18 protein-coding genes are annotated in these 19,603 nt (G+C 68.0%); 7 read left to right on the top strand and 11 right to left on the bottom strand.

The features are described 5' to 3' along the window. Positions 1–175 precede the first annotated feature (175 nt). Positions 176–484, bottom strand: coding sequence for a 5-aminolevulinate synthase (locus IE266_RS17025; protein WP_189681316.1), 309 nt, complete (start codon positions 482–484; stop codon positions 176–178). 222 nt (positions 485–706) lie between these two features. Here IE266_RS17025 and IE266_RS17020 point away from each other — a divergent pair, with 222 nt between their 5' ends. The 3 genes from IE266_RS17020 (at position 707) to IE266_RS17010 (ending at position 4,528) form a co-directional block, all read left to right on the top strand. After that, the gene (locus IE266_RS17020) at positions 707–1,189 is read left to right on the top strand and encodes a (2Fe-2S)-binding protein (protein ID WP_189681315.1); all 483 of its coding nucleotides are present in this window, start codon (positions 707–709) and stop codon (positions 1,187–1,189) included. 88 nt (positions 1,190–1,277) lie between these two features. Beyond that, positions 1,278–3,641 (top strand): xanthine dehydrogenase family protein molybdopterin-binding subunit, encoded by a 2,364-nt coding sequence (locus IE266_RS17015; RefSeq protein WP_189681314.1) that lies wholly within the window; start codon positions 1,278–1,280, stop codon positions 3,639–3,641. Positions 3,642–3,745: 104 nt separating this feature from the next. Then, the gene (locus tag IE266_RS17010) at positions 3,746–4,528 is read left to right on the top strand and encodes an FAD binding domain-containing protein (protein WP_189681313.1); all 783 of its coding nucleotides are present in this window, start codon (positions 3,746–3,748) and stop codon (positions 4,526–4,528) included. Between the two features lie 74 nt (positions 4,529–4,602). Here IE266_RS17010 and infC read toward each other — a convergent pair whose 3' ends face one another. The 9 genes from infC to cysG all read right to left on the bottom strand — a co-directional run bounded on the left by infC (position 4,603) and on the right by cysG (position 13,372). After that, complete coding sequence (gene infC / locus IE266_RS17005; RefSeq protein WP_229864240.1) at positions 4,603–5,067, bottom strand: translation initiation factor IF-3; 465 nt, start codon at positions 5,065–5,067, stop codon at positions 4,603–4,605. A gap of 159 nt (positions 5,068–5,226) precedes the next feature. After that, the gene (locus IE266_RS17000) at positions 5,227–6,411 is read right to left on the bottom strand and encodes an MFS transporter (protein ID WP_189681312.1); all 1,185 of its coding nucleotides are present in this window, start codon (positions 6,409–6,411) and stop codon (positions 5,227–5,229) included. 84 nt (positions 6,412–6,495) lie between these two features. Further along, entirely contained in the window at positions 6,496–7,857 is a 1,362-nt protein-coding gene (locus tag IE266_RS16995) for a calcium-binding protein (RefSeq protein ID WP_189681311.1), read from the bottom strand. A gap of 122 nt (positions 7,858–7,979) precedes the next feature. Next, positions 7,980–8,801: a ferredoxin--NADP reductase gene (locus tag IE266_RS16990; protein ID WP_373310587.1), complete on the bottom strand. Its 822-nt coding sequence runs from the start codon at positions 8,799–8,801 to the stop codon at positions 7,980–7,982. A gap of 75 nt (positions 8,802–8,876) precedes the next feature. Then, positions 8,877–9,245 (bottom strand): DUF934 domain-containing protein, encoded by a 369-nt coding sequence (locus IE266_RS16985; protein ID WP_189681309.1) that lies wholly within the window; start codon positions 9,243–9,245, stop codon positions 8,877–8,879. Then, positions 9,242–10,009, bottom strand: coding sequence for a phosphoadenylyl-sulfate reductase (locus IE266_RS16980; RefSeq protein WP_189681308.1), 768 nt, complete (start codon positions 10,007–10,009; stop codon positions 9,242–9,244). The genes IE266_RS16985 and IE266_RS16980 overlap by 4 nt, the downstream gene beginning before the upstream one ends. Further along, the gene (locus IE266_RS16975) at positions 9,999–11,666 is read right to left on the bottom strand and encodes a nitrite/sulfite reductase (RefSeq protein ID WP_189681307.1); all 1,668 of its coding nucleotides are present in this window, start codon (positions 11,664–11,666) and stop codon (positions 9,999–10,001) included. The genes IE266_RS16980 and IE266_RS16975 overlap by 11 nt, the downstream gene beginning before the upstream one ends. Before the next feature lie 9 nt (positions 11,667–11,675). Beyond that, positions 11,676–11,978 carry a DUF2849 domain-containing protein gene (locus IE266_RS16970; RefSeq protein ID WP_189681306.1) on the bottom strand — a complete coding sequence of 101 codons (303 nt, stop codon included), beginning with the start codon at positions 11,976–11,978 and terminating at the stop codon, positions 11,676–11,678. After that, positions 11,978–13,372 (bottom strand): siroheme synthase CysG, encoded by a 1,395-nt coding sequence (cysG, locus tag IE266_RS16965; RefSeq protein WP_189681305.1) that lies wholly within the window; start codon positions 13,370–13,372, stop codon positions 11,978–11,980. Before cysG ends, IE266_RS16970 begins: the two co-directional genes overlap by 1 nt. A 147-nt stretch (positions 13,373–13,519) precedes the next feature. Between cysG and IE266_RS16960 the strand changes: the two genes are divergently transcribed. Next, positions 13,520–13,987, top strand: coding sequence for an Lrp/AsnC family transcriptional regulator (locus tag IE266_RS16960; RefSeq protein WP_189681304.1), 468 nt, complete (start codon positions 13,520–13,522; stop codon positions 13,985–13,987). 79 nt (positions 13,988–14,066) lie between these two features. Here the strand turns inward: IE266_RS16960 and IE266_RS16955 are convergent, their stop codons facing one another. Then, positions 14,067–15,248: a cytochrome P450 gene (locus IE266_RS16955; RefSeq protein WP_189681415.1), complete on the bottom strand. Its 1,182-nt coding sequence runs from the start codon at positions 15,246–15,248 to the stop codon at positions 14,067–14,069. A 61-nt stretch (positions 15,249–15,309) separates the two neighbouring features. Between IE266_RS16955 and IE266_RS16950 the strand changes: the two genes are divergently transcribed. The 3 genes from IE266_RS16950 (at position 15,310) to IE266_RS16940 (ending at position 19,533) form a co-directional block, all read left to right on the top strand. After that, a complete protein-coding gene (locus tag IE266_RS16950) occupies positions 15,310–17,058 on the top strand; it encodes a sensor histidine kinase (protein WP_189681303.1) in 1,749 nt (582 codons plus the stop codon). Beyond that, entirely contained in the window at positions 17,055–18,272 is a 1,218-nt protein-coding gene (locus tag IE266_RS16945) for a sigma-54-dependent transcriptional regulator (RefSeq protein ID WP_189681302.1), read from the top strand. Before IE266_RS16950 ends, IE266_RS16945 begins: the two co-directional genes overlap by 4 nt. A gap of 256 nt (positions 18,273–18,528) precedes the next feature. Next, entirely contained in the window at positions 18,529–19,533 is a 1,005-nt protein-coding gene (locus IE266_RS16940; RefSeq protein WP_189681301.1) for a TRAP transporter substrate-binding protein, read from the top strand. The last annotated feature ends 70 nt before the right edge of the window (positions 19,534–19,603 follow it).

The following is a 19,603-nucleotide window of genomic DNA, read 5'->3' as shown; positions in this document are numbered from 1 at the left end:
GCGGTCGAAAAACGCATACTCGTCTCCAATACTGGCATCGATTCCTCGGGGTCAGAATGGACCCTCCGGGGCTTGTGGTCTGTGATGCCGTTCACAGTATGAAATATACCCTTTGCACGGGGTTAGGGGCAATCCGGCCAAGCGCGCCCAGAGCGTTTCGGATCGGTACACAATCTCAATGCGCGACCAGGGCCATGCCGCTCAGCACCAGCCCGGCGCCGGCGATGCGCTGGGGGGTGATGGCCTCTCCGAGCCAGGCGGCGAGGGCGAGGACGATCAGCGTTTCGAGCGCGATGATGGCGAGGTAGATGACGCTGAGGTCGCTGTTGCGCAGCAGCAGGATCTCGGCCGTCACGGCGGCGAGCAGGCCGAGGGCGACCAGGGCGGCGGATTGCGGGGTGACGCCGGAGGTGGCGAGGGCGTAGCCGGCGGCGGTGAGCGCGATGAGCATTGGAATCGTTAACGGATTCAGATCGGACGTCATGCGTCCTCCTGGAAATGGCTTGGATGAAATACGGGGCCATTAGACCGAGGGTTGTTGCTCGCGTCGAGTAAGGAGGACCTTACCCCTTTGCCCGGCTCACGGTCGCGAGAGGTGATTGCGCGGTGGGCGGTTTGCCTCGGAAATAGGCCAAGATTTCGGTTCTCATGTGGCAGGCGGCGTGCTTAACTCGCCGCAACGGAATGAGCATAAGGGGAGGTTCCAATGGTTCAGGTACGCATGACGGTCAATGGCCGCGAGGTCAGTGGCGAGGTGGAGGGGAGGACCTTGCTCGTCACTTTCCTGCGCGAGAATCTGGGGATGACGGGCACCCACGTCGGCTGTGATACCGCGCAATGCGGGGCCTGCGTGGTGCATGTGGACGGCAATTCGGTGAAGTCCTGCAACATGCTGGCGCTGGAGGCGGAGGGCGCCTCGGTCGCCACCATCGAGGGTCAGGCGGCTGCGGATGGCACGCTCAACCGCATCCAGCAGGCGTTCCAGGACTACCACGGGCTGCAGTGCGGCTTCTGCACGCCGGGCATGGTGATGAGCGCGGCGGCGCTGCTGAAGGAGAACCCCAAGCCGACCGAGGCCGAGGTGCGCCATTACCTGGAGGGCAATATCTGCCGCTGCACCGGGTATCACAACATCGTCCGCGCGATCATGGCGGCATCCGGGCAGGACGTGGCGGTCGCGGCCGAGTAACGACGGGGGGCGGTGCGCCACGGGCGCACGGCCTGCGGCAGTAATTCAGGGCGCGGTCGGGAGGACTGCGCGGGGAGGATCAAGAGACATGCCCAAGGATCACGGCATTGGCGCCAGCCCGAAGCGGCGCGAGGACGTGCGGTTCCTGACCGGAGCCGGGAACTATACCGACGACATCAACCTGCGGGGACAGGCCTATGTGCATTTCCTGCGTTCGGATGTCGCCCATGCGAAGATCGTCAAGGTCGGCACCGAGGCCGCATCGAAGATGCCCGGCGTGGTGCGGATCTTCACAGGCGCCGATTTCGAGGCGGTTGGCGGGCTGCCCTGCGGCTGGCTGGTGACCGACCGTTTCGGCCAGCCGATGCAGGAGCCCGGCCACCCGGTGCTGGCGCGCGGCAAGGTGCGCCACGTGGGCGACCCGATCGCCGCGGTGGTGGCCGAGACCTATGCCCAGGCGCGCGATGCCGCCGAGGCGATCGAGCTGGAGCTGGAGGAGCTGCCGGCGGTGATCGACATGGCCGAGGCGCTGAAGGACGGCGCCACCAAGGTGCATGACGAGCTGACCAGCAACCTCTGCTATGACTGGGGCTTCGTCGAGGACAACCGCGAGGCGGTGGACAAGGCGATCAAGGAGGCCGCCCATGTCACCACGCTGGAGCTGAAGAACCAGCGCCTCGTCGCCAACCCGATGGAGCCGCGGGTGGCGGTGGGCGACTTCCACCGGGCGACCGGTGAGAGCACGCTTTATACCACCAGCCAGAACCCGCATGTGATCCGCCTGCTGATGGGCGCCTTCGTGCTGGGCATTCCCGAACACAAGCTGCGCGTCGTGGCGCCGGACGTGGGCGGCGGCTTTGGCACCAAGATCTTCCACTATGCCGAGGAGGCCTTCTGCACCTTCGCGGCCAAGGCGATCAACCGGCCGGTGAAATGGACCGCCTCGCGGTCGGAAGCCTTCATGTCGGACGCCCATGGCCGGGACCATGTCACCAAGATCGAGCTGGCGCTGGACAAGGACAACAACTTCACCGCGCTGCGCACCAGCACGCTGGCCAACATGGGCGCGTATCTCTCGACCTTCTCGACCTCGGTGCCGACCTGGCTGCACGGGACGCTGATGGCGGGCAACTACAAGACGCCGCTGATCTACGTGAACGTGCGGGCGGTCTTCACCAATACCGTGCCGGTCGACGCCTATCGCGGCGCCGGCCGTCCCGAGGCGACCTTCCAGCTGGAGCGGGTCATCGACAAGGCGGCGCGCGAGCTGGGGGTCGACCCGATCGCGCTGCGGCGACAGAACTTCATCACCCAGTTCCCCTATGCCACCCCGGTGGCGGTGGAATATGACACCGGCAACTACCATGCCACGATGGACAAGCTGGAGGAGATCGCCGACATCAAGGGCTTTGCCGCCCGCCGAAAGGCCAGCGAGGAGAAGGGCAAGTGGCGCGGCCTCGGCATCAACTGCTATATCGAGGCCTGCGGCATCGCGCCGAGCAACCTCGTCGGGCAGCTGGGCGCGCGGGCGGGTCTTTACGAGAGCGCAACGGTGCGGGTGAACGCCACCGGCGGGCTTGTCGTGATGACCGGCTCGCACGCCCACGGGCAGGGGCATGAGACCACCTTCCCGCAGGTGATCGCCGAGATGATCGGCATCGACGAGAGCATGGTCGAGATCGTGCATGGCGACACCGCGCGCACCCCGATGGGCATGGGCACCTATGGCTCGCGTTCGATCGCGGTGGGCGGTTCTGCCATGGTGCGGGCGGCGGAGAAGATCATCAACAAGACCAAGAAGATCGCCGCGCACCTGCTGGAAGCCTCGGAGGCCGATATCGAGCTGAAGGACGGCAAGTTCTCGGTCGCGGGCACCGACAAGTCGGTGGACTGGGGCTCGGTCTGCCTGGCCGCCTATGTGCCGCACAACTATCCGCTGGCCGACCTGGAGCCGGGGCTGGAGGAGACGGCCTTCTATGATCCGTCGAACTTCACCTATCCCGCCGGCGCCTATGCCTGCGAGGTCGAGGTCGACCCGGAGACCGGCAAGGTGACCATCGAGCGGATGATGGCGGCCGACGATTTCGGCAATATCATCAACCCGATGATCGTGGACGGCCAGGTCCATGGCGGGTTGGCGCAGGGGATCGGGCAGGCGCTGCTCGAGAACTGCGTCTATGACGCCGACGGCCAGCTGCTGAGCGCGTCCTATATGGACTATGCGATGCCGCGGGCCGACGACCTGCCGAGCTTCGAGATCGACCATTCGTGCCAGACGCCCTGCACGCACAACCCGCTGGGGGTGAAGGGTTGCGGCGAGGCGGGGGCCATTGGCTCGCCGCCCTCGGTCGTCAACGCGGTGATCGACGCATTGCAGTCGGGGGGGGCGAAGGTGACCCATATCGACATGCCGATGTCGCCGGCGCGCGTCTGGGCGGCGATGAACAGCTGATCGGGACGGAACCGGGGGGCGCTGCCCCCCGGACCCCCCGGAGGTATTTGGAAAGAGAAGAAGATGGGGGCCTGGCCTCCGACGATCTTCGAAAGGGAAACGAGATGTATAATTTCGACTTCGTGAAACCGTCGAGCGTGGCGGATGCGGTCAAGGCGCTGGGCGATGACGAGGCGCAGCCGCTGGGCGGCGGGCAGACGCTGATCCCGACGCTGAAGCAGCGCCTGGCGAGCCCCTCGACGCTGGTGAGCCTGTCGGGCATCGCCGAGATGAAGGGCATCAGGAAAGAGGGCAATTCGCTGGTGATCGGCGGCGGCACCACCCATGCGGCGGTGGCGGCGGGGGCGGGGGCCTATCCGGCGCTGGCGCACCTGGCCTCGATGATCGGCGACCCGGCGGTGCGCAATCGCGGCACCATTGGCGGCAGCCTTGCCAACAACGACCCCTCGGCCTGCTATCCGGCGGCGGCGCTGGGGTCGGGGGCGACCATCGTCACCAATGCGCGCGAGATCGCGGCGGACGATTACTTCCAGGGGATGTTCACCACGGCGCTGGAGCCGGGCGAGATCATCACCGCGGTGAAGTTCCCGATCCCGGAAAAGGCGAGCTATCAGAAGTTCGTGCAGCCGGCCTCGCGCTTTGCGCTGGTGGGGGTGTTCCTGGCGAAATACGGCCATGAGGTGCGGGTGGCCGTCACCGGCGCCTCGGAAGAGGGCGTGTTCCGCTGGTCGGATGCCGAGGAGGCGCTGCACAAGGACTTCCGCACCGATGCGCTGATGGATCTGAAGGTGCCGGCCGACGGGATGATCGGCGACCTGCACGGGACCAAGGAATATCGCGCGCACCTGGTGGGCGTGATGACCAAGCGGGCGATTGCGGCGGCCTGAGGGCCGCCCTCCATCCCCGGAAACACGAATGGGCGCCGAGGGGCGCCCATTTTCTTCGGTCCGGTCGGGGTGGTTCAGCCCTTGTTCGGCAGCGGGCCGATCAGCATGACCATCTGGCGGCCTTCGAGCCTGGGGAAGCTTTCGACCTTGCCGACTTCCTTGGTGTCCTCGGCGACGCGTTCCAGCAGTTCGCGGCCAAGGTTCTGGTGCGCCATCTCGCGGCCGCGGAAGCGCAGGGTGACCTTCACCTTGTCGCCGGCCTCGAGGAACTTGAAGACCGAGCGCATCTTGACCTCGTAGTCATGCGTGTCGGTGTTCGGGCGGAACTTGATTTCCTTGATCTCGATGATCTTCTGCTTCTTGCGCGCCTCGGCCTCGCGCTTCTGCGTCTCGTATTTGTACTTGCCGAAGTCCATGATCTTGCACACCGGCGGCACGGCGTTCGGCGAGATTTCGACGAGATCGAGCCCGGCCTCGACGGCCATGTCCAGCGCGCGGGACGGTGTGACCACCCCGACGTTCTCGCCATCGGCGCCGATCAGGCGGATCTCGGGGGCACGGATCTTGTCGTTGATGCGCGGGCCGGTGTCGCGTTGCGGCGGCGCATTGTGGGGTCTGCGGGCTATGGAATCAATCCTTTGCTGTTGTCAGTCTGGTGGCGCAAGGTAGCTATCGCGCCGGCATGGTTCAAGTCGCATTCACCGGGAAAACCCATCCGGGGCGGCGCGGCGGGCCAGGGATTCGCCCAATGCGAGCACGGCGATGGCGATCAGGAGGCTGGCGCCGGCGGCGAGGCCGAGGCTGTCGAGGCCCCAGGCGGCCAGCACGCCGGCGCCGACCGAGGCCCCGGCGGCCGAGCCTATGTAGATCGCCCCGGCGTTCAGCGCCAGCAGCACCGAGGCGCGGCCGGGGTCGAGGGTGATGAGGCGCAGCTGCTGGGGGGCGTTGAAGGACCAGCCGAAGGCGGACCAGGTGAAGCCGAGGGCGAAGAGCAGCCAGACCGGCAGCGGCAGGAAGGAGAAGACGGGGAGCAGGCCGCATTGCACCACGGCGAGCAGGGCGAGGGTGCGGGCGGGGCCGATCCGGTCGGTCAGGCGGCCGCCGATCAGGTTGCCGATCACCGCCCCCGCGCCGCAGCTGAGCAGGTAGAGGGTGATGCCGTCGCGTCCGAAGCCCATGCGGGTTTCCAGCAGGGGCGAGATATAGGTGTAGACGATGTAGGTCGGCCCGACGAAGCAGCAGGTGAAGAGCAGGGCCGTCAGGTGGCGCGGGCTGACCAGCGTGCGCCCGAGGTCGCCCAGCGAGACCGGCGGCAGGTGCAGGCCGGCGGGCACGCGCAGCCAGATCAGTAGGACGAAGGGCAGCGAGAGCAGGCCCACCAGCGCGAAGGCGCTGCGCCAGCCGAAGGTATAGGCGATGAAGCCGCCGGCGGGCACCCCGGCGACCTGGGCCAGGGTCAGGCCGAAGAAGACGGCGGCCAGGGTGGAGGCGCAGCGTTCTGGGGCGCTGAGCAGGGCGGCGACGCCGGCGGCGACGGGCGTGACGAGACCGGCCCCGGCAGCGGCGAGGATGCGGCTGGCGAAGAGCGTGGCCGGGTCGGGGGCCAGTGCCGCGATCAGGTTGGCGAGCGCGAAGGCGGCCATGCCGAGCGCCATGACCCGGCGGCGTCCCATCGCCCCGGTCAGGGCGACCAGCAGCGGCGAGAGGATCGCGTAGCCCATGGCGTAGAAGATCATCAGCCGGCCGGCGACCTCGGGCGCGATGGCGAGGTCCTGCGCCACCGGGGTCAGCGCGCCGATCACCATGAAGGCGCCCATGCCGATCATGAAATTCGCGGCCGAGAGCAGCGGGATCACGGCGGTGGACGCGGTCTGCTGGGTCACGGGCGCTCCGGTCGGCGGACGCGGGATGCGCCCCGTTTCGACTATGGGTCCGGGGGCGCGGGCGTCAAGCCCGCGCCGACCGGCTCAGAGGAAGAGATAGTCGGCGGCGTCGGTGACCTCGGCCAGGGTGGTGTTCAGGAGCTTGATGACCGTGGGGCTGTCCGAGGTGTCGGTGGTCAGCGTCACGCGGACGAAGCCGTTGCGCTGCGCGAAGGCGAGGTCGTCGAAATCGGCGCCGGTGCCGGTAAAGACGATCTTGTCGGTGCCGCTCTTGAAGTCACGCACCGTGTCGGTGCCGCCCCTGGTCGAAAAGACGAACTTGTCGGCGCCGGTGCCGCCTGCGAGCCAGTCGTTGCCCGCGCCCCCTTCGAGCCGGTCGCGGCCGTTGCTGCCCCGCAGAGTGTCGCGGCCCGTGCCGCCAAAGAGGCGATCATGGCCGGCGCCGCCTTCCAGCAGGTCATTGCCGCCATTGCCGCGCAGGGTGACCTTGTCGTTGGTGGCGCGGAAGGCATTGGCCTGGCCGTTGCCGATGATGGTCAGGTCCTCGACCCCGTCGGCAACGACGCTGACCTGCTGGCCGTCGACCGTCCATTCGCCGGCGCGGATGCTGAAGTTGGCCTCTCCGGCGAGGCGGGAGAGATCGAGGGTGGCGCGGTCATGGCCGTCGCCGGCGTCGATGCGATAGCGGCCAAGGGCGGAAGCACGCATGGTCAGCGTGTCGTCGCCGGCGCCGGTGGAGATGCTGAAAACCTCGACATTGCGGATGGTCATGCCGTCCGACAGGCCGGACTCTCCGCCCGAGAGGAAGGTGCCCTGGACATCGTCCTCGCCGGAGATCATGAGGTTCAGAGTGTCGTGGCCGTTGCCGCCGTCGACCAGTTCCTGCGAGGGGGAGGCCTGCATCTCGTGGGTGACGTAGAAGCTGTCATGGCCAGCCCCTCCGAAGAGTTGGTCTTCGCCTTCATGGTCTTCGAGGTAGTCGTTGCCACGCCCGCCGTAGAGCATGTCGTTGCCCCTGCCGCCGCCAAGGCTGTCATCGCCATCATTGCCGGACAGGCGGTCGTTGCCGTCGCCGCCGACGAGGTTGTCGTCGCCCGCGCCGGCATGGATCAGGTAGGTTTCGACCCTGCTTGCGGTGACGGAGAAGCTGCCGTCGGAGAGTTCATACTTCAGCTTGCCAGTGCTGTAATAGAAGGTCGTCGTGAGCGAGACATCCGCGCCGCGGTCGCTCAGGTCGAGCCTGAGCGTGTCGCTGCCGGGGCCGCCGTCGACCTGGTTGTGGCCGGTGCCGCCCAGCAGGAAGGTGTCATTGCCACGCCCGCCGTAGAGGAGATCGTCACCGTCGAGGCCGATCAGGCGATCGCGGCCGGCATAGCCGTAGATGATGTCGTTGCCGGGGGTTCCGTCCAGAATGTTGGCGCGCGGGGTGCCGTGAACAATGGCCATCCTATTGATAATCCTTGTGCCTTCTCAATATTCGAAGGCCAAGGATTGGCCGGCAGGTCCTGGAGATCAAGACTTTGCCGGGCCGGTATCCGGGGATTGATGCAATCGGGCCGCGGTTGCGGTCAGCCGACAAAGGCCTTTTCGACCACGTATTCCTTGGGATCGGAATTCGCGCCCTCGCGCAGGCCGAAGGATTCGAGGACGTCCTTGAGATCCTTGTTGAAGCCGAGGCTGCCGCAGACCATGGCGCGGTCGGTTTCCGGGCTCATCGGGTCTATTCCGAGGTCGCGGAAGACGGTGCCGTCGGTCAGCAGGGTGGTGATGCGGCCCATCTTCGGGCTTTGTTCGCGGGTGGTGGTCGGGTAGTAGAGCACCTTGTCGCCCACCAGCTCGCCGATCAGCGGATCGTCCTTGAGGCTTTCGACCAGGCGGCGGCCATATTCGAGCTCGGCCACCTCGCGGCAGGTGTGGGTGATGATGACCTGGTCGTATTTCTCGTAGGTCTCGGGTTCGCGCAGCAGCGAGGCGAAGGGGGCGAACCCGGTGCCGGTGGCGAAGAACCAGATGCGCTTGCCGGGCAGCAGGGCGTCATGCACCAGCGTGCCGACCGGCTTGGGCCGCAGGATGATCTCGTCGCCGGGCTGGATGTGCTGGAGGCGCGAGGTGAGCGGGCCGTCCTGCACCTTGATCGAGTAGAACTCCAGTTCCTCGTCCCAGGCTGGGGAGGCGATGGAATAGGCGCGCAGCAGCGGCTTGCCGTTGTCGCCCAAGAGGCCGATCATCACGAACTCGCCCGAGCGGAAGCGCAGCGACTTGGGCCGCGTCACGCGGAAGGAGAACAGACGGTCGGTCCAGTGGTGGACTTCGGTGACGGTCTGCGCATCGGGCAGGTGGGCGGGTTTGACGGGGGTCGCTTCGTTCACGGCACGGTTCACTGCGGTCATTTCGGTCATATGCGTTCGCCCGGTTGATGCCGGGCGCCTCTCAACTAGTCCTTGATCGAGATCAGGGAAAGGAAATTATCCGCGAAGGCGGTTCAGGTAGCTGTGGGACTGCCAGTCGGCGCGGGCCTGCCATTGCTCTTCAGGCTGGCGGGCGGCGAGGGTTTCGTCGATCTCGACCTCGTCGAAACCGGCGCGGCGGGCCATGGCGTATTGGTCGGCGATGACATGGCCCTGCGCCCGGAGGCGGCCCTTGAACCCGGCCAGCCGCAGGCGGCGGGCCAGGGTGAAGCCGCGCCCGTCGGCGAAGCTGGCGAAGGGGATGCGGATCAGCGCGGCATCCATATGCTCGGCCAGCGTCGCCGGATCGGTCTCGGCGGGCAGGTCAAGGACCGGGCCGGTCCAGTCGTCGGAGGTGAAGCCCCGGTCGGTGACGATGATGCTCATGCTGCGTTTCCTCTTACCACGCGGCCATTCACGAAGTGGATGCCGCATTCGTCCTTTGCCGTGTTGCGCCAACGGCCTGCGCGGGGATCTTCACCCGGTTTAACCGGCGATGTGCAGGGGGCGCAGCCGATCGAGGGATAGCCCTTGGCGACCAGCGGGTGGCGCGGCAGGCGGTTCTCTTCCATGTAGGCGCGCACGTCCTCGGGCGCCCAGTGGGCCAGCGGGTTGACCTTGATGCGCCCGGTTCCCGGCTCGGCCTCGAAGAAGTCGAGCGCGGCGCGGGCGCCGGTCTGGAACCGCTTGCGGCCGGTGATCCAGCCGTCGAAGGCATCGAGCGCGGCGTTCAGCGGTTCGGTCTTGCGCAGGGCGCAGCAGGCGTCGGGGTCGCGCTGGTGGAGCGTGCCGTCGGGGTCCTTGGTGACGATATCGGCGGCGCGGACGGTCTGCATGTTGGTCAGGCCCAGACGCTCGGCCACCTCGGCCTGGTAGACCAGGGTTTCGGTGAAGAGCATCTCGGTGTCGATGAAGAGCACCGGGGCGGCGCGGTCGATGACCGCCGCCATGTGCAGCAGCACGACGGATTCGGCGCCGAAGCTGGAGACCAGGGCGATCTTGCCGGCGTCGTTGAGCGCGCCGTGCATCACCTGCGTCGCCGAGTGGTGGCGAAAGCGGGCGTTCAGCGCGGCGACACGTTCGGCCAGGGCCGGGTCGACCACCCCTTCGGCGGGGCGGTCGAGCGGTGCGACATGCACATCAAGCGGCATCTGCGCGGGCCTCGTCGGGGTAGAGCGCGGCCTTGAACGGAGCCATCCCGAGCCGGCGGAAGGCGTCGAGGAAGGTCTCCTCGCGCGACGCGCGCAGATCGAGATAGGCCAGCACCAGGCGTTCGATGGCGGGCACGATCTCCTCCGCCGAGAAGCCGGGGCCGGCGCGTTCGCCGATGGCCGCGGTCTCGGTGGCATCGCCGCCGAGGGTGATCTGGTAATTCTCGACGCCCGCCCGGTCGAGCCCGAGGATGCCGATGTGGCCGACGTGGTGGTGCCCGCAGGCGTTGATGCAGCCCGAGATCTTGAGCTTGAGCGGGCCGACGTCGTGTTCCAGCTTCAACTCGTCGAAGCGGGTGGCGATTTCCTGCGCGATCGGGATCGAGCGGGCGGTGGCCAGCGCGCAGTAGTCCATGCCGGGGCAGGCGATGATGTCGGAGATCAGGCCGACGTTGGCGGTGGCGAGACCGTATTTCGACAGGATCGCGTGGACCGCCGGCAGGTCGGACTTGTGGACATGCGGCAGAATGACGTTCTGTTCGTGGCTGATGCGCAGCTCGTCATGGCCGAAACGCTCGGCCAGGTCGGCCAGGATGCGCATCTGTTCCGCCGTGGCGTCGCCCGGCGTGGCGCCATGCGCCTTGAGCGAGACGGTCACGATGGAATAGCCCGGCGCCTTGTGGGCGGCGAGGTTGGTGTCGGCCCAGGCGCGGAACACCGGGTCGGCATTGTAGAAGGCATCGAAGGTCTCGGTCGGAGCAACGCGGAATTCCGGGTTGGCGAAGGCGGCCTCGAAGCTGGCAAGCAGCTCCTGGTCGACGCCGGCGAAATCGGCGCGGCGTTCGAGGAAGGCCTCTTCGACCAGCTCGCGGACCTTCTCGATGCCGTTCTCGTGCACGGTGATCTTGATGCGCGCCTTGTATTTGTTGTCGCGCCGGCCGAGCAGGTTGTAGACGGCGAGAACCGCTTCCAGGTAGGGCAGCAGGTCGGCCCTGGGGAGGAAGTCGCGGATCACCTTGCCGATCATCGGGGTGCGGCCGAGGCCACCGCCGACGATGACCTCGAAGCCGGCTTCGCCTTCGCGGCGCACCATGCGCAGGCCGATGTCATGGGCACGGGTCACGGCGCGGTCGGTTTCGGAACCGGTGATGGCGATCTTGAACTTGCGGCCCAGGAACTGGAACTCCGGGTGGTCGGTGGACCACTGGCGGATCAGCTCGGCCACCGGGCGGGGGTCGGCGATTTCGTCGGCTGTGGCCCCGGCGAAATGGTCGGCGGTGGTGTTGCGGATGGTGTTGCCGCTCGTCTGGATCGCGTGCAGGCCGACTTCGGCAAGGGCGTCGAGCATGTCGGGAATGTCGCGCAGGCGCGGCCAGTTGTACTGGATGTTCTGGCGGGTGGTGAAATGGCCATAGCCCTTGTCCCACTTCTCGGCGAGCAGGGCGAGCTGGCGCATCTGGGCGCCGTTCAGCGTGCCATAGGGGATTGCCACGCGCAGCATGTAGGCGTGCAGCTGGAGGTAGACGCCGTTCATCAGGCGCAGTGGCTTGAATTCGTCCTCGGTCAGGGCGCCGCTGATGCGGCGTTCGACCTGGGCGCGGAACTGGGCGTTGCGCTCGGCGAGGAAGGCTTTGTCGAAGTCGTTGTAGGTATACATAGCTGGTCCTCAGGCGCGCTTGGCTTGCTTGCCGTGGAAATAGTTGGACGGGCCGGTGGCGCGGAACGCTTCGCGGAAGTGGGCGGGCTGGGGGCCGTTGGCGCTGAGCTTGACCTCGGCGAGGTACGCGCCGACGGCGATGCCGGGCTGCTGCACGGCTTGGCGCAGGCGCAGGTCGGCGCTGGCCTCGTCCCGCAGGACTTCGGCCTCGGCAAGGTCGCGGGTCCAGTCGTTGGCGGCGGTCTGATAGATCACGTCGCCCAGCAGCAGGTCATTGGCGGTGACGACTTTCGGCGAATAGGGGCGGGACATCAGGCAAATTCCTTCTGAAGTGCTGGCAGGGCCTGCGCTGCTGCGCGCGGGGCGAGGCCCAAGAACGTTAGGGCCGGGCCGTTCATCGCGGCTGCAGCGAGATCGGTCGGCAGGGTCGCGAGCGTGCTGGAGAGCACGCGCTGGTCGGGGCGCGAGGCGTTCTCGATCACGGTGACCGGGGTGGCGCGGTCGGCGCCGTGCATCAGCAGGCGACCCTGGACGAAGCGGGCGGCCTTCTTGCCCATGTAGATCGCCGCGACCTCGCCCGGACGGGCCAGCGCGGCCCAGTCGTGATCGGCGAAGCCGGCGACATCGTGGCCGGTGAGGAAGCGGACCGAGGCATTGCGGCCACGGCGGGTGAGGCTCTGGCCGATGGAGGCGACGGCGGCCGAGGCGGCGGTGATGCCGGGGACGATGTGCCAGCCTATGCGGGCGGCGTCGCAGGCGTCGATTTCCTCGTCGAGGCGGCCGAAGACGGTGGGGTCGCCCGATTTCAGCCGCACGACCTGGGCGCCCTTGCGGGCATGTTCGACGATCAGCGCGTTGATGTGGTCCTGGCTGGTTGAGGGGCCGAAGCCCTCCTTGCCGACGTCGATCATCAGCGCCTCGCGGCGGGCGAGTTCGAGGATGGCGGGGGTTACGAGGCGGTCGTAGACCACCACGTCGGCCTCGTCGAGCGCGCGGCGGGCCTTGAGGGTCAGCAGCTCCGGGTCGCCGGGGCCGGAGCCGACGAAGGCGACATGGCCGGGGCGGGCGGTCTGGCCGAGGTGATGGGCGAGCAGGTCGTCGAGGGCGGCTGCGGCGCCGGCCTCGCCCTGTTCGGCGAAGGCGCGGGGGCCGGCGGTGGTGTAGTAGTCGGACCAGAAGTCGCGGCGGGCGCGGCCATGGGGCAGCGTTTCGGCGAGCTTGCGGAAGGCCTTGCCGATGCGGGCGATGGGGCCGAGGCTGGCGGGCAGGCGGGCCTCGAGGTCGGCCTTGATGGCGCGGGCGAGGACCGGGGCCGCGCCCTCGGTGCCGATGGCGACGGTGACGGGTGCGCGGTCGACGATGGCCGGCGTGATGAAGGCGGAGGCGTCGAGGTTGTCGACCACGTTGACCAGCACCCCGGCGGCGCGCGCGAGCGCGGCGGTGCGGGCGGCCTCGGCCTCGTCTTCCTCGGCGGCATAGGCGAGGGTCGCGCCGACGAAATCGGCGGCTTCGGGCGCGCGGGGTTCGAGGGCCAGCTTGCCGGCCTCGGCCCAGGCCGCGATCTCGGGCGCGGGGTCGGCGGCGAAGACGGTGAGGACGGCGGGGGTCTTGAGCAGCAGGCGCAGCTTGGCGAGGGCCGGGTCGCCGCCGCCGGAGACCACGACGCGGGCGGCGTCGAGGCTGACGAAGATCGGGAAGTGGTTCATGGCGAGGCTGGCCCAAGGCTGTTTGACTTGCGCCTCAATATAGGAAAATATCCCGCCCTGACGCCATATGGGCGGGCAAATAAGGACGTTTGTTCCGCCTGCGTGGCGAAACGGAACAGTCGGCCTGCGAGAAGGAGCTTTACGGGAATGTCAGTGCGGATCGACGAAACCGACCGGAAAATTCTCATCGAGATGCAACGGGATGCGAGCCAGTCGCTGGACGATATCGCGCGTGCGGTGGGCAGTTCCAAGACCCCGGTCTGGAACCGGATCCGCAAGATGAAGGAGGCTGGAATCATCGGCCAGCAGACCGTGGTGCTGGACCCGGAGGCGTTGGGATTCGAGGCCTGCTTCTTCGTGCTGATCCGCACCTCGGAGCATGAGGCGGAGTGGCAGAAGGACTTTCTGCGCGCGATCCGGGCGCGGCCCGAGGTGCTGGAGGCGCACCGGCTGGCGGGGGATATCGACTATATCCTGAAGGTGCGGGTCCGGAATGCGCGGGCCTATGACAAGTTCTACCAGGCGCTGATCTCGGAGGTGCGGGTGCATAACGTCACCGCGCTGTTGTCGATGGAAGAGATCAAGTCGACGACGATGCTGCCGCTGGAGGCGTAGCGGGGGGGCGCTGCCCCCGCCGCGCCTGCGGCGCGACACCCCCGGAGATATTTGCCAAAGAGAAGAAGCAGGGGCGCGGTCAGCGGCGGACCATCAGCCGTTCGAGGCCGTGGAAGTGGTAGGTGTTGGCGTAGCGCGGCGCCTCGGCGAGGCGCAGGCCGGGGCAGCGGGCGAAGAGGATCGGCAGGGCGAGTTGCATCTCGAGCCGGGCCAGCGGCGCGCCGACGCAGAAATGCAGGCCGCCGCCGAAGCTGGCGTTGGTGCGCGGGGTGCGGCCTGGGGCGAAGCGGTCGGGGTCGGGCCAGGCCGCCGGGTCGCGGTTGGCGGCGCCAAGGAGCAGCGCGACCTGGTCGCCGCGCTGGAAGGTATGGCCGAAAACCGTCGCCTCTTCATAGGCGTAGCGGGTGAACATGTGCAGCGGGGCGTCGAAGCGGAGCAGTTCCTCGACGGTTCCGGCAATGGCGTTTTGGGCCAGAGCCTCGGTCGGCGTGGCGGTTTCGAGCAGGCATTTCACCGCGTTGCCGAGGGCGTGGACGGTGGCCTCGTGCCCGGCGTTGAGCAGCAGGATGCAGGTGGAGATCAGCTCGTCGGTCGAGAGGCGGTCGCCGGCCTGTTCGGCGGCGATGAGTTCGGTGATGAGATCGTCGGCGGGGCGGCTGCGGCGGTGGGCGATGACCTCGCGCAGGTAGGCGGAAAAATCGGTGGCGGCGCGGGCGGCGGCATGTTCGGTCGCGGGGCTGCGGTGCGGCACATACATCGCCACCATGGCGTGCGACCAGCCGAGCAGAGCGGGGGCGTCGCCCTCGGGCACGCCCAGCAGGCGGGCGATCAGGCGCACCGGGATCGGCGTGCAGAAGGCGGGCAGCAGGTCGAATTCGCCCGGCGGGAAGGCGTCGATCAGCTGGTGGCAGAGCTGCGCGATGTCCTCGGCCAGCGCATTGATGCGGCGCGAGGTGAAGGCGCGCAGCACCAGGGCGCGCAGGCGGGTGTGGCGCGGTGGCTCGGCTTCGAGCATGGAATGCGCCTCGATCGCGTAGAAGGGCGCGGTATGCGGCGGCGGGGCGGTGGCACGTTCGGCGGGGATCTCGCGGCCGAAGCGGCGGTCGCGCAGCAGGGCGGCGACCGCGGCCTGCGAGAAGGCGGCCGGCATGGCGTAATCGGCCCAGTGGTGCAGGTCGCCCTGCGCCCGCGCCACGGCATAGAAGGCATAGGGGTCCTGCACGAAGGCGGGGTCGGTCGGGGATTGGTGCAGGGTCAGCATGGCGGTGGAGGATGCCAAGCTCTCTGGCCAATGCAAGCCCGGCGCTGCTAATCTGGCCGCCATGACATCGCGCCGCCGCAGGAACCTGATTGTATTGACCTTCCTCGTCGCCGTGGCGGCGCTGGCGGGGGCTGTCTGGCGCTATGGCTATGGCCAGGCGCTGGAGCAGCTGGCGGAGCGGTCGGAGAGCGACCTGGCGCTGGCCTCGGACCGGCTCAGCACCCAGTTGCAGGCCTTCCGTGAACTGGCGGTGCTGACGGTGGATCACCCCGCGCTGGCGCATCTGGAGACGCCGGAGGAGCGCGACGAGGCCAAGCGGCTGCTGCTGATGGCCGCGGACAAGACCGGCGCTCTGCAGGTGTTCTTTGCCGACACAGCCGGCAACGTGCTGGTTTCGGCGCATCGCTGGGAGGGCGGCCGGATCGCCACGCAGCCCTGGTTCGAGCGGGCGATGCAGGGGGCGCTGGGGGCGGCGCATGGGTTGACCGGCGGGCCGGACGGGCGGCGGGGCTATTTCCACGCGGTGCCCTCCTTTGGGGCCGACGGGCGGGTCCGCGGCGCGCTGGTCATGGTGGCCGATGTGAACGCGGTCGAGCAGACCTGGCGCGGCGATACGCCGGCGGTCTATTTCACCGACCATCGCGGCGAGGTCTTCATCACGAACCGCTCGGAGCTGCTGTTCTGGCGGCGCGGACCGGGCGAGGTGGGGCTGCATCCGCCTTCGGGTGCGGCGTTACCCTTTGCCGTCACCTCGGTTGGGGAGCACGAGATCTGGGAGCTGGGCTGGGGGCCCTATCTGCCGGCGCGTGCGCTGCATCTTTCGCAGGATCTGCCGGTGATCGGGCTGATGGGCGAGGTGCTGGTCGATACCGCTCCGGCGCGGCGGCTGGCGGGGTTGCAGGCGGCGGCGGTGGCGGCGATGTGCCTGGCCTTCGGGGCGCTGCTGTTCGTGGCGACCGAACGGCGGCGGACGCTGGCCGAGGCGAACCAGGTGCTGGAGGCGCGGGTGGCGGAGCGGACGGCGGAGCTGCTGGAGACCAACGTGCAACTGCGCCGCGAAGTGCGCGAGCGCGAGGAGGCTGAGGCGGCGCTGAAGCGGGCGCAGGAGGACCTGGTGCAGGCCGGCAAGCTGAGCGCGCTGGGGCAGATGAGCGCGGGGATCAGCCACGAGCTGAACCAGCCGCTGATGGCGATCCGCTCCTTCGCCGAGAATGGCGCGGCCTATCTGGAGCGGGGGCGGCCGGAGGTGGCGGGCGAGAACCTCGGCCGGATCTCGGACATGGCGCGGCGGATGGGGCGGATCATCCAGAACCTGCGCGCCTTTGCCCGGCAGGAGAGCGAGCCGCCCTCGCGGGTGGATGTCGTGAAGGTGATGGAGAGCGTGATCGAGATGGTCACGGCGCGGTTGGAGCAGGAGGGGGTGGAGCTGGTCTATGCGCCGCCCGCCGGGCCGGTCTGGGTGCGCGGCGGCGAGGTGCGGCTGGGGCAGGTGTTCCTCAACCTTGTCGGGAATGCGGTGGATGCGATGCAGGGGCGCGCCGAGAAGACCCTGCGGCTGGGCATCGCCGAGGGCGCGGGCGTGACGGTGACGGTGGCGGATACCGGGCCGGGCATCGCCGATCCGGGGCGAGTGTTCGACCCGTTCTATACCACCAAGAAGATCGGCGCGGCCGAGGGGATGGGGCTGGGGCTGTCGATCAGCTATGGCATCGTGCAGAGCTTCGGTGGCGACATCCGGGGGCAGAACCTCGACGGCGGGGCCGAGTTCTCGGTGCGGCTGGAGCGCTGGCGGGAAGAGGAAGCGGCATGAGCGATACGGTTCTGCTGGTGGATGACGACGCGGCGGTGCGCGAGGCGATGGCGCAGACGCTGGACCTGGCCGGGATGGTGGCGATTGCGGCGGGCAGCTTCGTGGCGGCCAAGGACCACATCCGGGCCGATTTTCCAGGCGTGATCCTGTCGGACATGCGGATGCCGGGGCGCGACGGGTTCCACCTGCTGAGCTATGCCCATGCGGTGGATTCCGAGCTGCCGGTGGTGCTGCTGACCGGCGAAGGCGATATCCCGATGGCGGTCTCGGCGATGGAGAGGGGCGCCTTCGACTTCCTCGAGAAGCCCTGCGCGCCGGCGGATCTGGTCGCGGTGCTGCGTCGCGCGCTGGAGGCGCGGCGGCAGGTGCTGGAGGCGCGGGCGGCGCAGGCGCAGGCCGAGGCGGGTGACCCGGTGGCGCGGATGCTGTTCGGCGAGTCCGATCTGGCGCGGGGGATGCGGGATTCGGTGCGGCGTGTGGCGCGGACCGAGACCGAGGTGCTGGTGAGCGGGCCGCCGGGCAGCGGCATCTCGAAGGTGGCCGAGGTCATTCACCTGTCGTCGGCGCGGGCGCAGGCGCCCTTCGAGAAGCGCGCGGCGGATGGGATGGACCGCGCCGCGCTGGCCTCGGCCCTGGCGGCGAGCGCGGGGGGCTCGCTTTTCCTGGACGAGATCACGCGGCTGCCGGCGGATACGCAGATCGCGCTGATCGGGGCGCTGGAGGGCGAGGGCGACGTGCGGCTGCTGGCGGGCAGCACGGTGGAGCTGGAGGGCAGCGGGTTGAATGCTGATCTGCTCTATCGGCTGGAGGTGAGCCGGGTGCGGGTGCCCTCGCTGGCCGAGCGGCGCGAGGATATTCCGGTGCTGTTCCGCCATTACGTCGCGCAGGCGGCGGAGCAGGCGGGGATCCGCACGCCCGACATCTCGCCCGAGAAGCTGGCGGCGCTGATGGCGCAGCCCTGGCCGGGAAATACGCGGTCGCTGATGAGCGCGGCGATGCGTTTCGTGCTGGGGATGCCCGAGGAGGCGACCGAGGCGGCGGACCTGGGCCTGGTCGAGCAGTTGGCGCAGGTCGAGCGGGCGCTGCTGATCGCGGCGCTGGGACGGCAGAACGGTCATGCCTCGGAGGCGGCGAAGGCGCTGAAGCTGCCGCGCAAGACCTTCTACGACAAGCTGGCGAAATACGGAATCAGGCCGGAGGATTTCCGCCGCTGACACTGTGCGGAAATCCGCACAGTTGGCGGGGGTGCGTGTGTGGAGATTCGCACGCGGTTTGAAGGTTGGTTTTCGGGGCGCTTTAACTTTGGTCACCAAGTAATTGAATTTGCTACTTTTGAAGTGCCATTTCCGAAGGCCCTTCGGGATTGTTGAGCGGTTCTCCGCGATTCGCTTCACTCCACTCAGCGCATCGAATCACCGGTGCCTCGGGGGGATTGGCCCCGAACCGTGTAAACTCTGGGAGGAGTACCCGATGAAATTCGTAACCGCGGCCGCCGTGGCCGCCCTGTCCCTTGGCATCAGCGCATCGGCCGCTTCGGCTGCCTGCGACGCTGGCGAGATCGTCATCAAGTTCGCCCACGTCACCAATGCCGACAAGCACCCCAAGGGCATCGCCGCCCAGCTCTTCGCGGACCGCGTCAACGAGGAGATGAACGGCAAGGCCTGCGTCGAGGTCTATCCGAACTCGACCCTCTACGATGACGACAAGGTGCTGGAAGCCATGCTGCAGGGCGACGTGCAGATGGCCGCGCCCTCGCTGTCGAAGTTCGAGCAGTTCACCAAGGTCTTCCGGATCTTCGACCTGCCCTTCATGTTCAAGAACATCGCCGCGGTCGACGCGTTCCAGACCTCGGAAACCGGCCAGAAGATGAAGGAATCGATGACCAAGCGCGGCCTGCTGGGCCTGCAGTTCTGGCACAATGGCATGAAGCAGATCTCGGCCAAGAAGCCGCTGATCTCGCCCGCTGATGCCGCCGGGCTGAAGTTCCGCGTGCAGCCGTCGGAAGTGATCAAGGCGCAGTTCGAGGCCCTCAAGGCCAGCCCGCAGCCGATGGCCTTCTCGGAAGTCTACGGCGCGCTGCAGACCGGCGTTGTCGACGGGCAGGAGAACACCTGGTCGAACATCTACGGCCAGAAGTTCTTTGAGGTGCAGGACGGCACCACCGAGACCAACCACGGCATCATCGACTATATGGTCGTGACCTCGACCGACTGGTGGGACAGCCTGCCGGATGACGTGCGCACCCAGCTGGCGACGATCCTCGAGGAAGTCACCGTCTCGCGCAACGCCGAGGTGGACAAGGTCGACCAGGACGCCCGCGCGGCGATCCTCGCCGCCGGCGGCGTGATCCGCGAACTGACGCCCGAGCAGCGCCAGGCATGGGTCGACGTGATGAAGCCGGTCTGGACCCAGTTCCTGGACGATGTCGGCCAGGAAAACATCGACGCGGCCCAGGCGATCAACGCCGGCCTCTGACCTGACCTGAAAACCCCGTGTCCGGCTCCCTGCGGGGGGCCGGACCACCCCGCGCCGGGAGCGGCGTATC

Source organism: Seohaeicola zhoushanensis (genome assembly GCF_014656415.1).
GTDB lineage: Bacteria > Pseudomonadota > Alphaproteobacteria > Rhodobacterales > Rhodobacteraceae > Seohaeicola_A > Seohaeicola_A zhoushanensis.
The sequence above is the reverse complement of the archived record's forward strand: the minus strand, read 5'-3'. Positions and strand labels throughout refer to the sequence as shown.

Excerpts from the sequence above, each read along its gene's own strand:
- IE266_RS17025 (WP_189681316.1), bottom strand. The coding sequence starts at position 484 with ATGACGTCCGATCTGAATCCGTTAACGATTCCAATGCTCATCGCGCTC.
- IE266_RS17020 (WP_189681315.1), top strand. The coding sequence starts at position 707 with ATGGTTCAGGTACGCATGACGGTCAATGGCCGCGAGGTCAGTGGCGAG.
- IE266_RS17015 (WP_189681314.1), top strand. The coding sequence starts at position 1,278 with ATGCCCAAGGATCACGGCATTGGCGCCAGCCCGAAGCGGCGCGAGGAC.
- IE266_RS17010 (WP_189681313.1), top strand. The coding sequence starts at position 3,746 with ATGTATAATTTCGACTTCGTGAAACCGTCGAGCGTGGCGGATGCGGTC.
- IE266_RS16995 (WP_189681311.1), bottom strand. The coding sequence starts at position 7,857 with ATGGCCATTGTTCACGGCACCCCGCGCGCCAACATTCTGGACGGAACC.
- IE266_RS16990 (WP_373310587.1), bottom strand. The coding sequence starts at position 8,801 with ATGACCGCAGTGAACCGTGCCGTGAACGAAGCGACCCCCGTCAAACCC.
- IE266_RS16985 (WP_189681309.1), bottom strand. The coding sequence starts at position 9,245 with ATGAGCATCATCGTCACCGACCGGGGCTTCACCTCCGACGACTGGACC.
- IE266_RS16980 (WP_189681308.1), bottom strand. The coding sequence starts at position 10,009 with ATGCCGCTTGATGTGCATGTCGCACCGCTCGACCGCCCCGCCGAAGGG.
- IE266_RS16975 (WP_189681307.1), bottom strand. The coding sequence starts at position 11,666 with ATGTATACCTACAACGACTTCGACAAAGCCTTCCTCGCCGAGCGCAAC.
- IE266_RS16970 (WP_189681306.1), bottom strand. The coding sequence starts at position 11,978 with ATGTCCCGCCCCTATTCGCCGAAAGTCGTCACCGCCAATGACCTGCTG.
- cysG (WP_189681305.1), bottom strand. The coding sequence starts at position 13,372 with ATGAACCACTTCCCGATCTTCGTCAGCCTCGACGCCGCCCGCGTCGTG.
- IE266_RS16960 (WP_189681304.1), top strand. The coding sequence starts at position 13,520 with ATGTCAGTGCGGATCGACGAAACCGACCGGAAAATTCTCATCGAGATG.
- IE266_RS16955 (WP_189681415.1), bottom strand. The coding sequence starts at position 15,248 with ATGCTGACCCTGCACCAATCCCCGACCGACCCCGCCTTCGTGCAGGAC.
- IE266_RS16950 (WP_189681303.1), top strand. The coding sequence starts at position 15,310 with ATGACATCGCGCCGCCGCAGGAACCTGATTGTATTGACCTTCCTCGTC.
- IE266_RS16945 (WP_189681302.1), top strand. The coding sequence starts at position 17,055 with ATGAGCGATACGGTTCTGCTGGTGGATGACGACGCGGCGGTGCGCGAG.
- IE266_RS16940 (WP_189681301.1), top strand. The coding sequence starts at position 18,529 with ATGAAATTCGTAACCGCGGCCGCCGTGGCCGCCCTGTCCCTTGGCATC.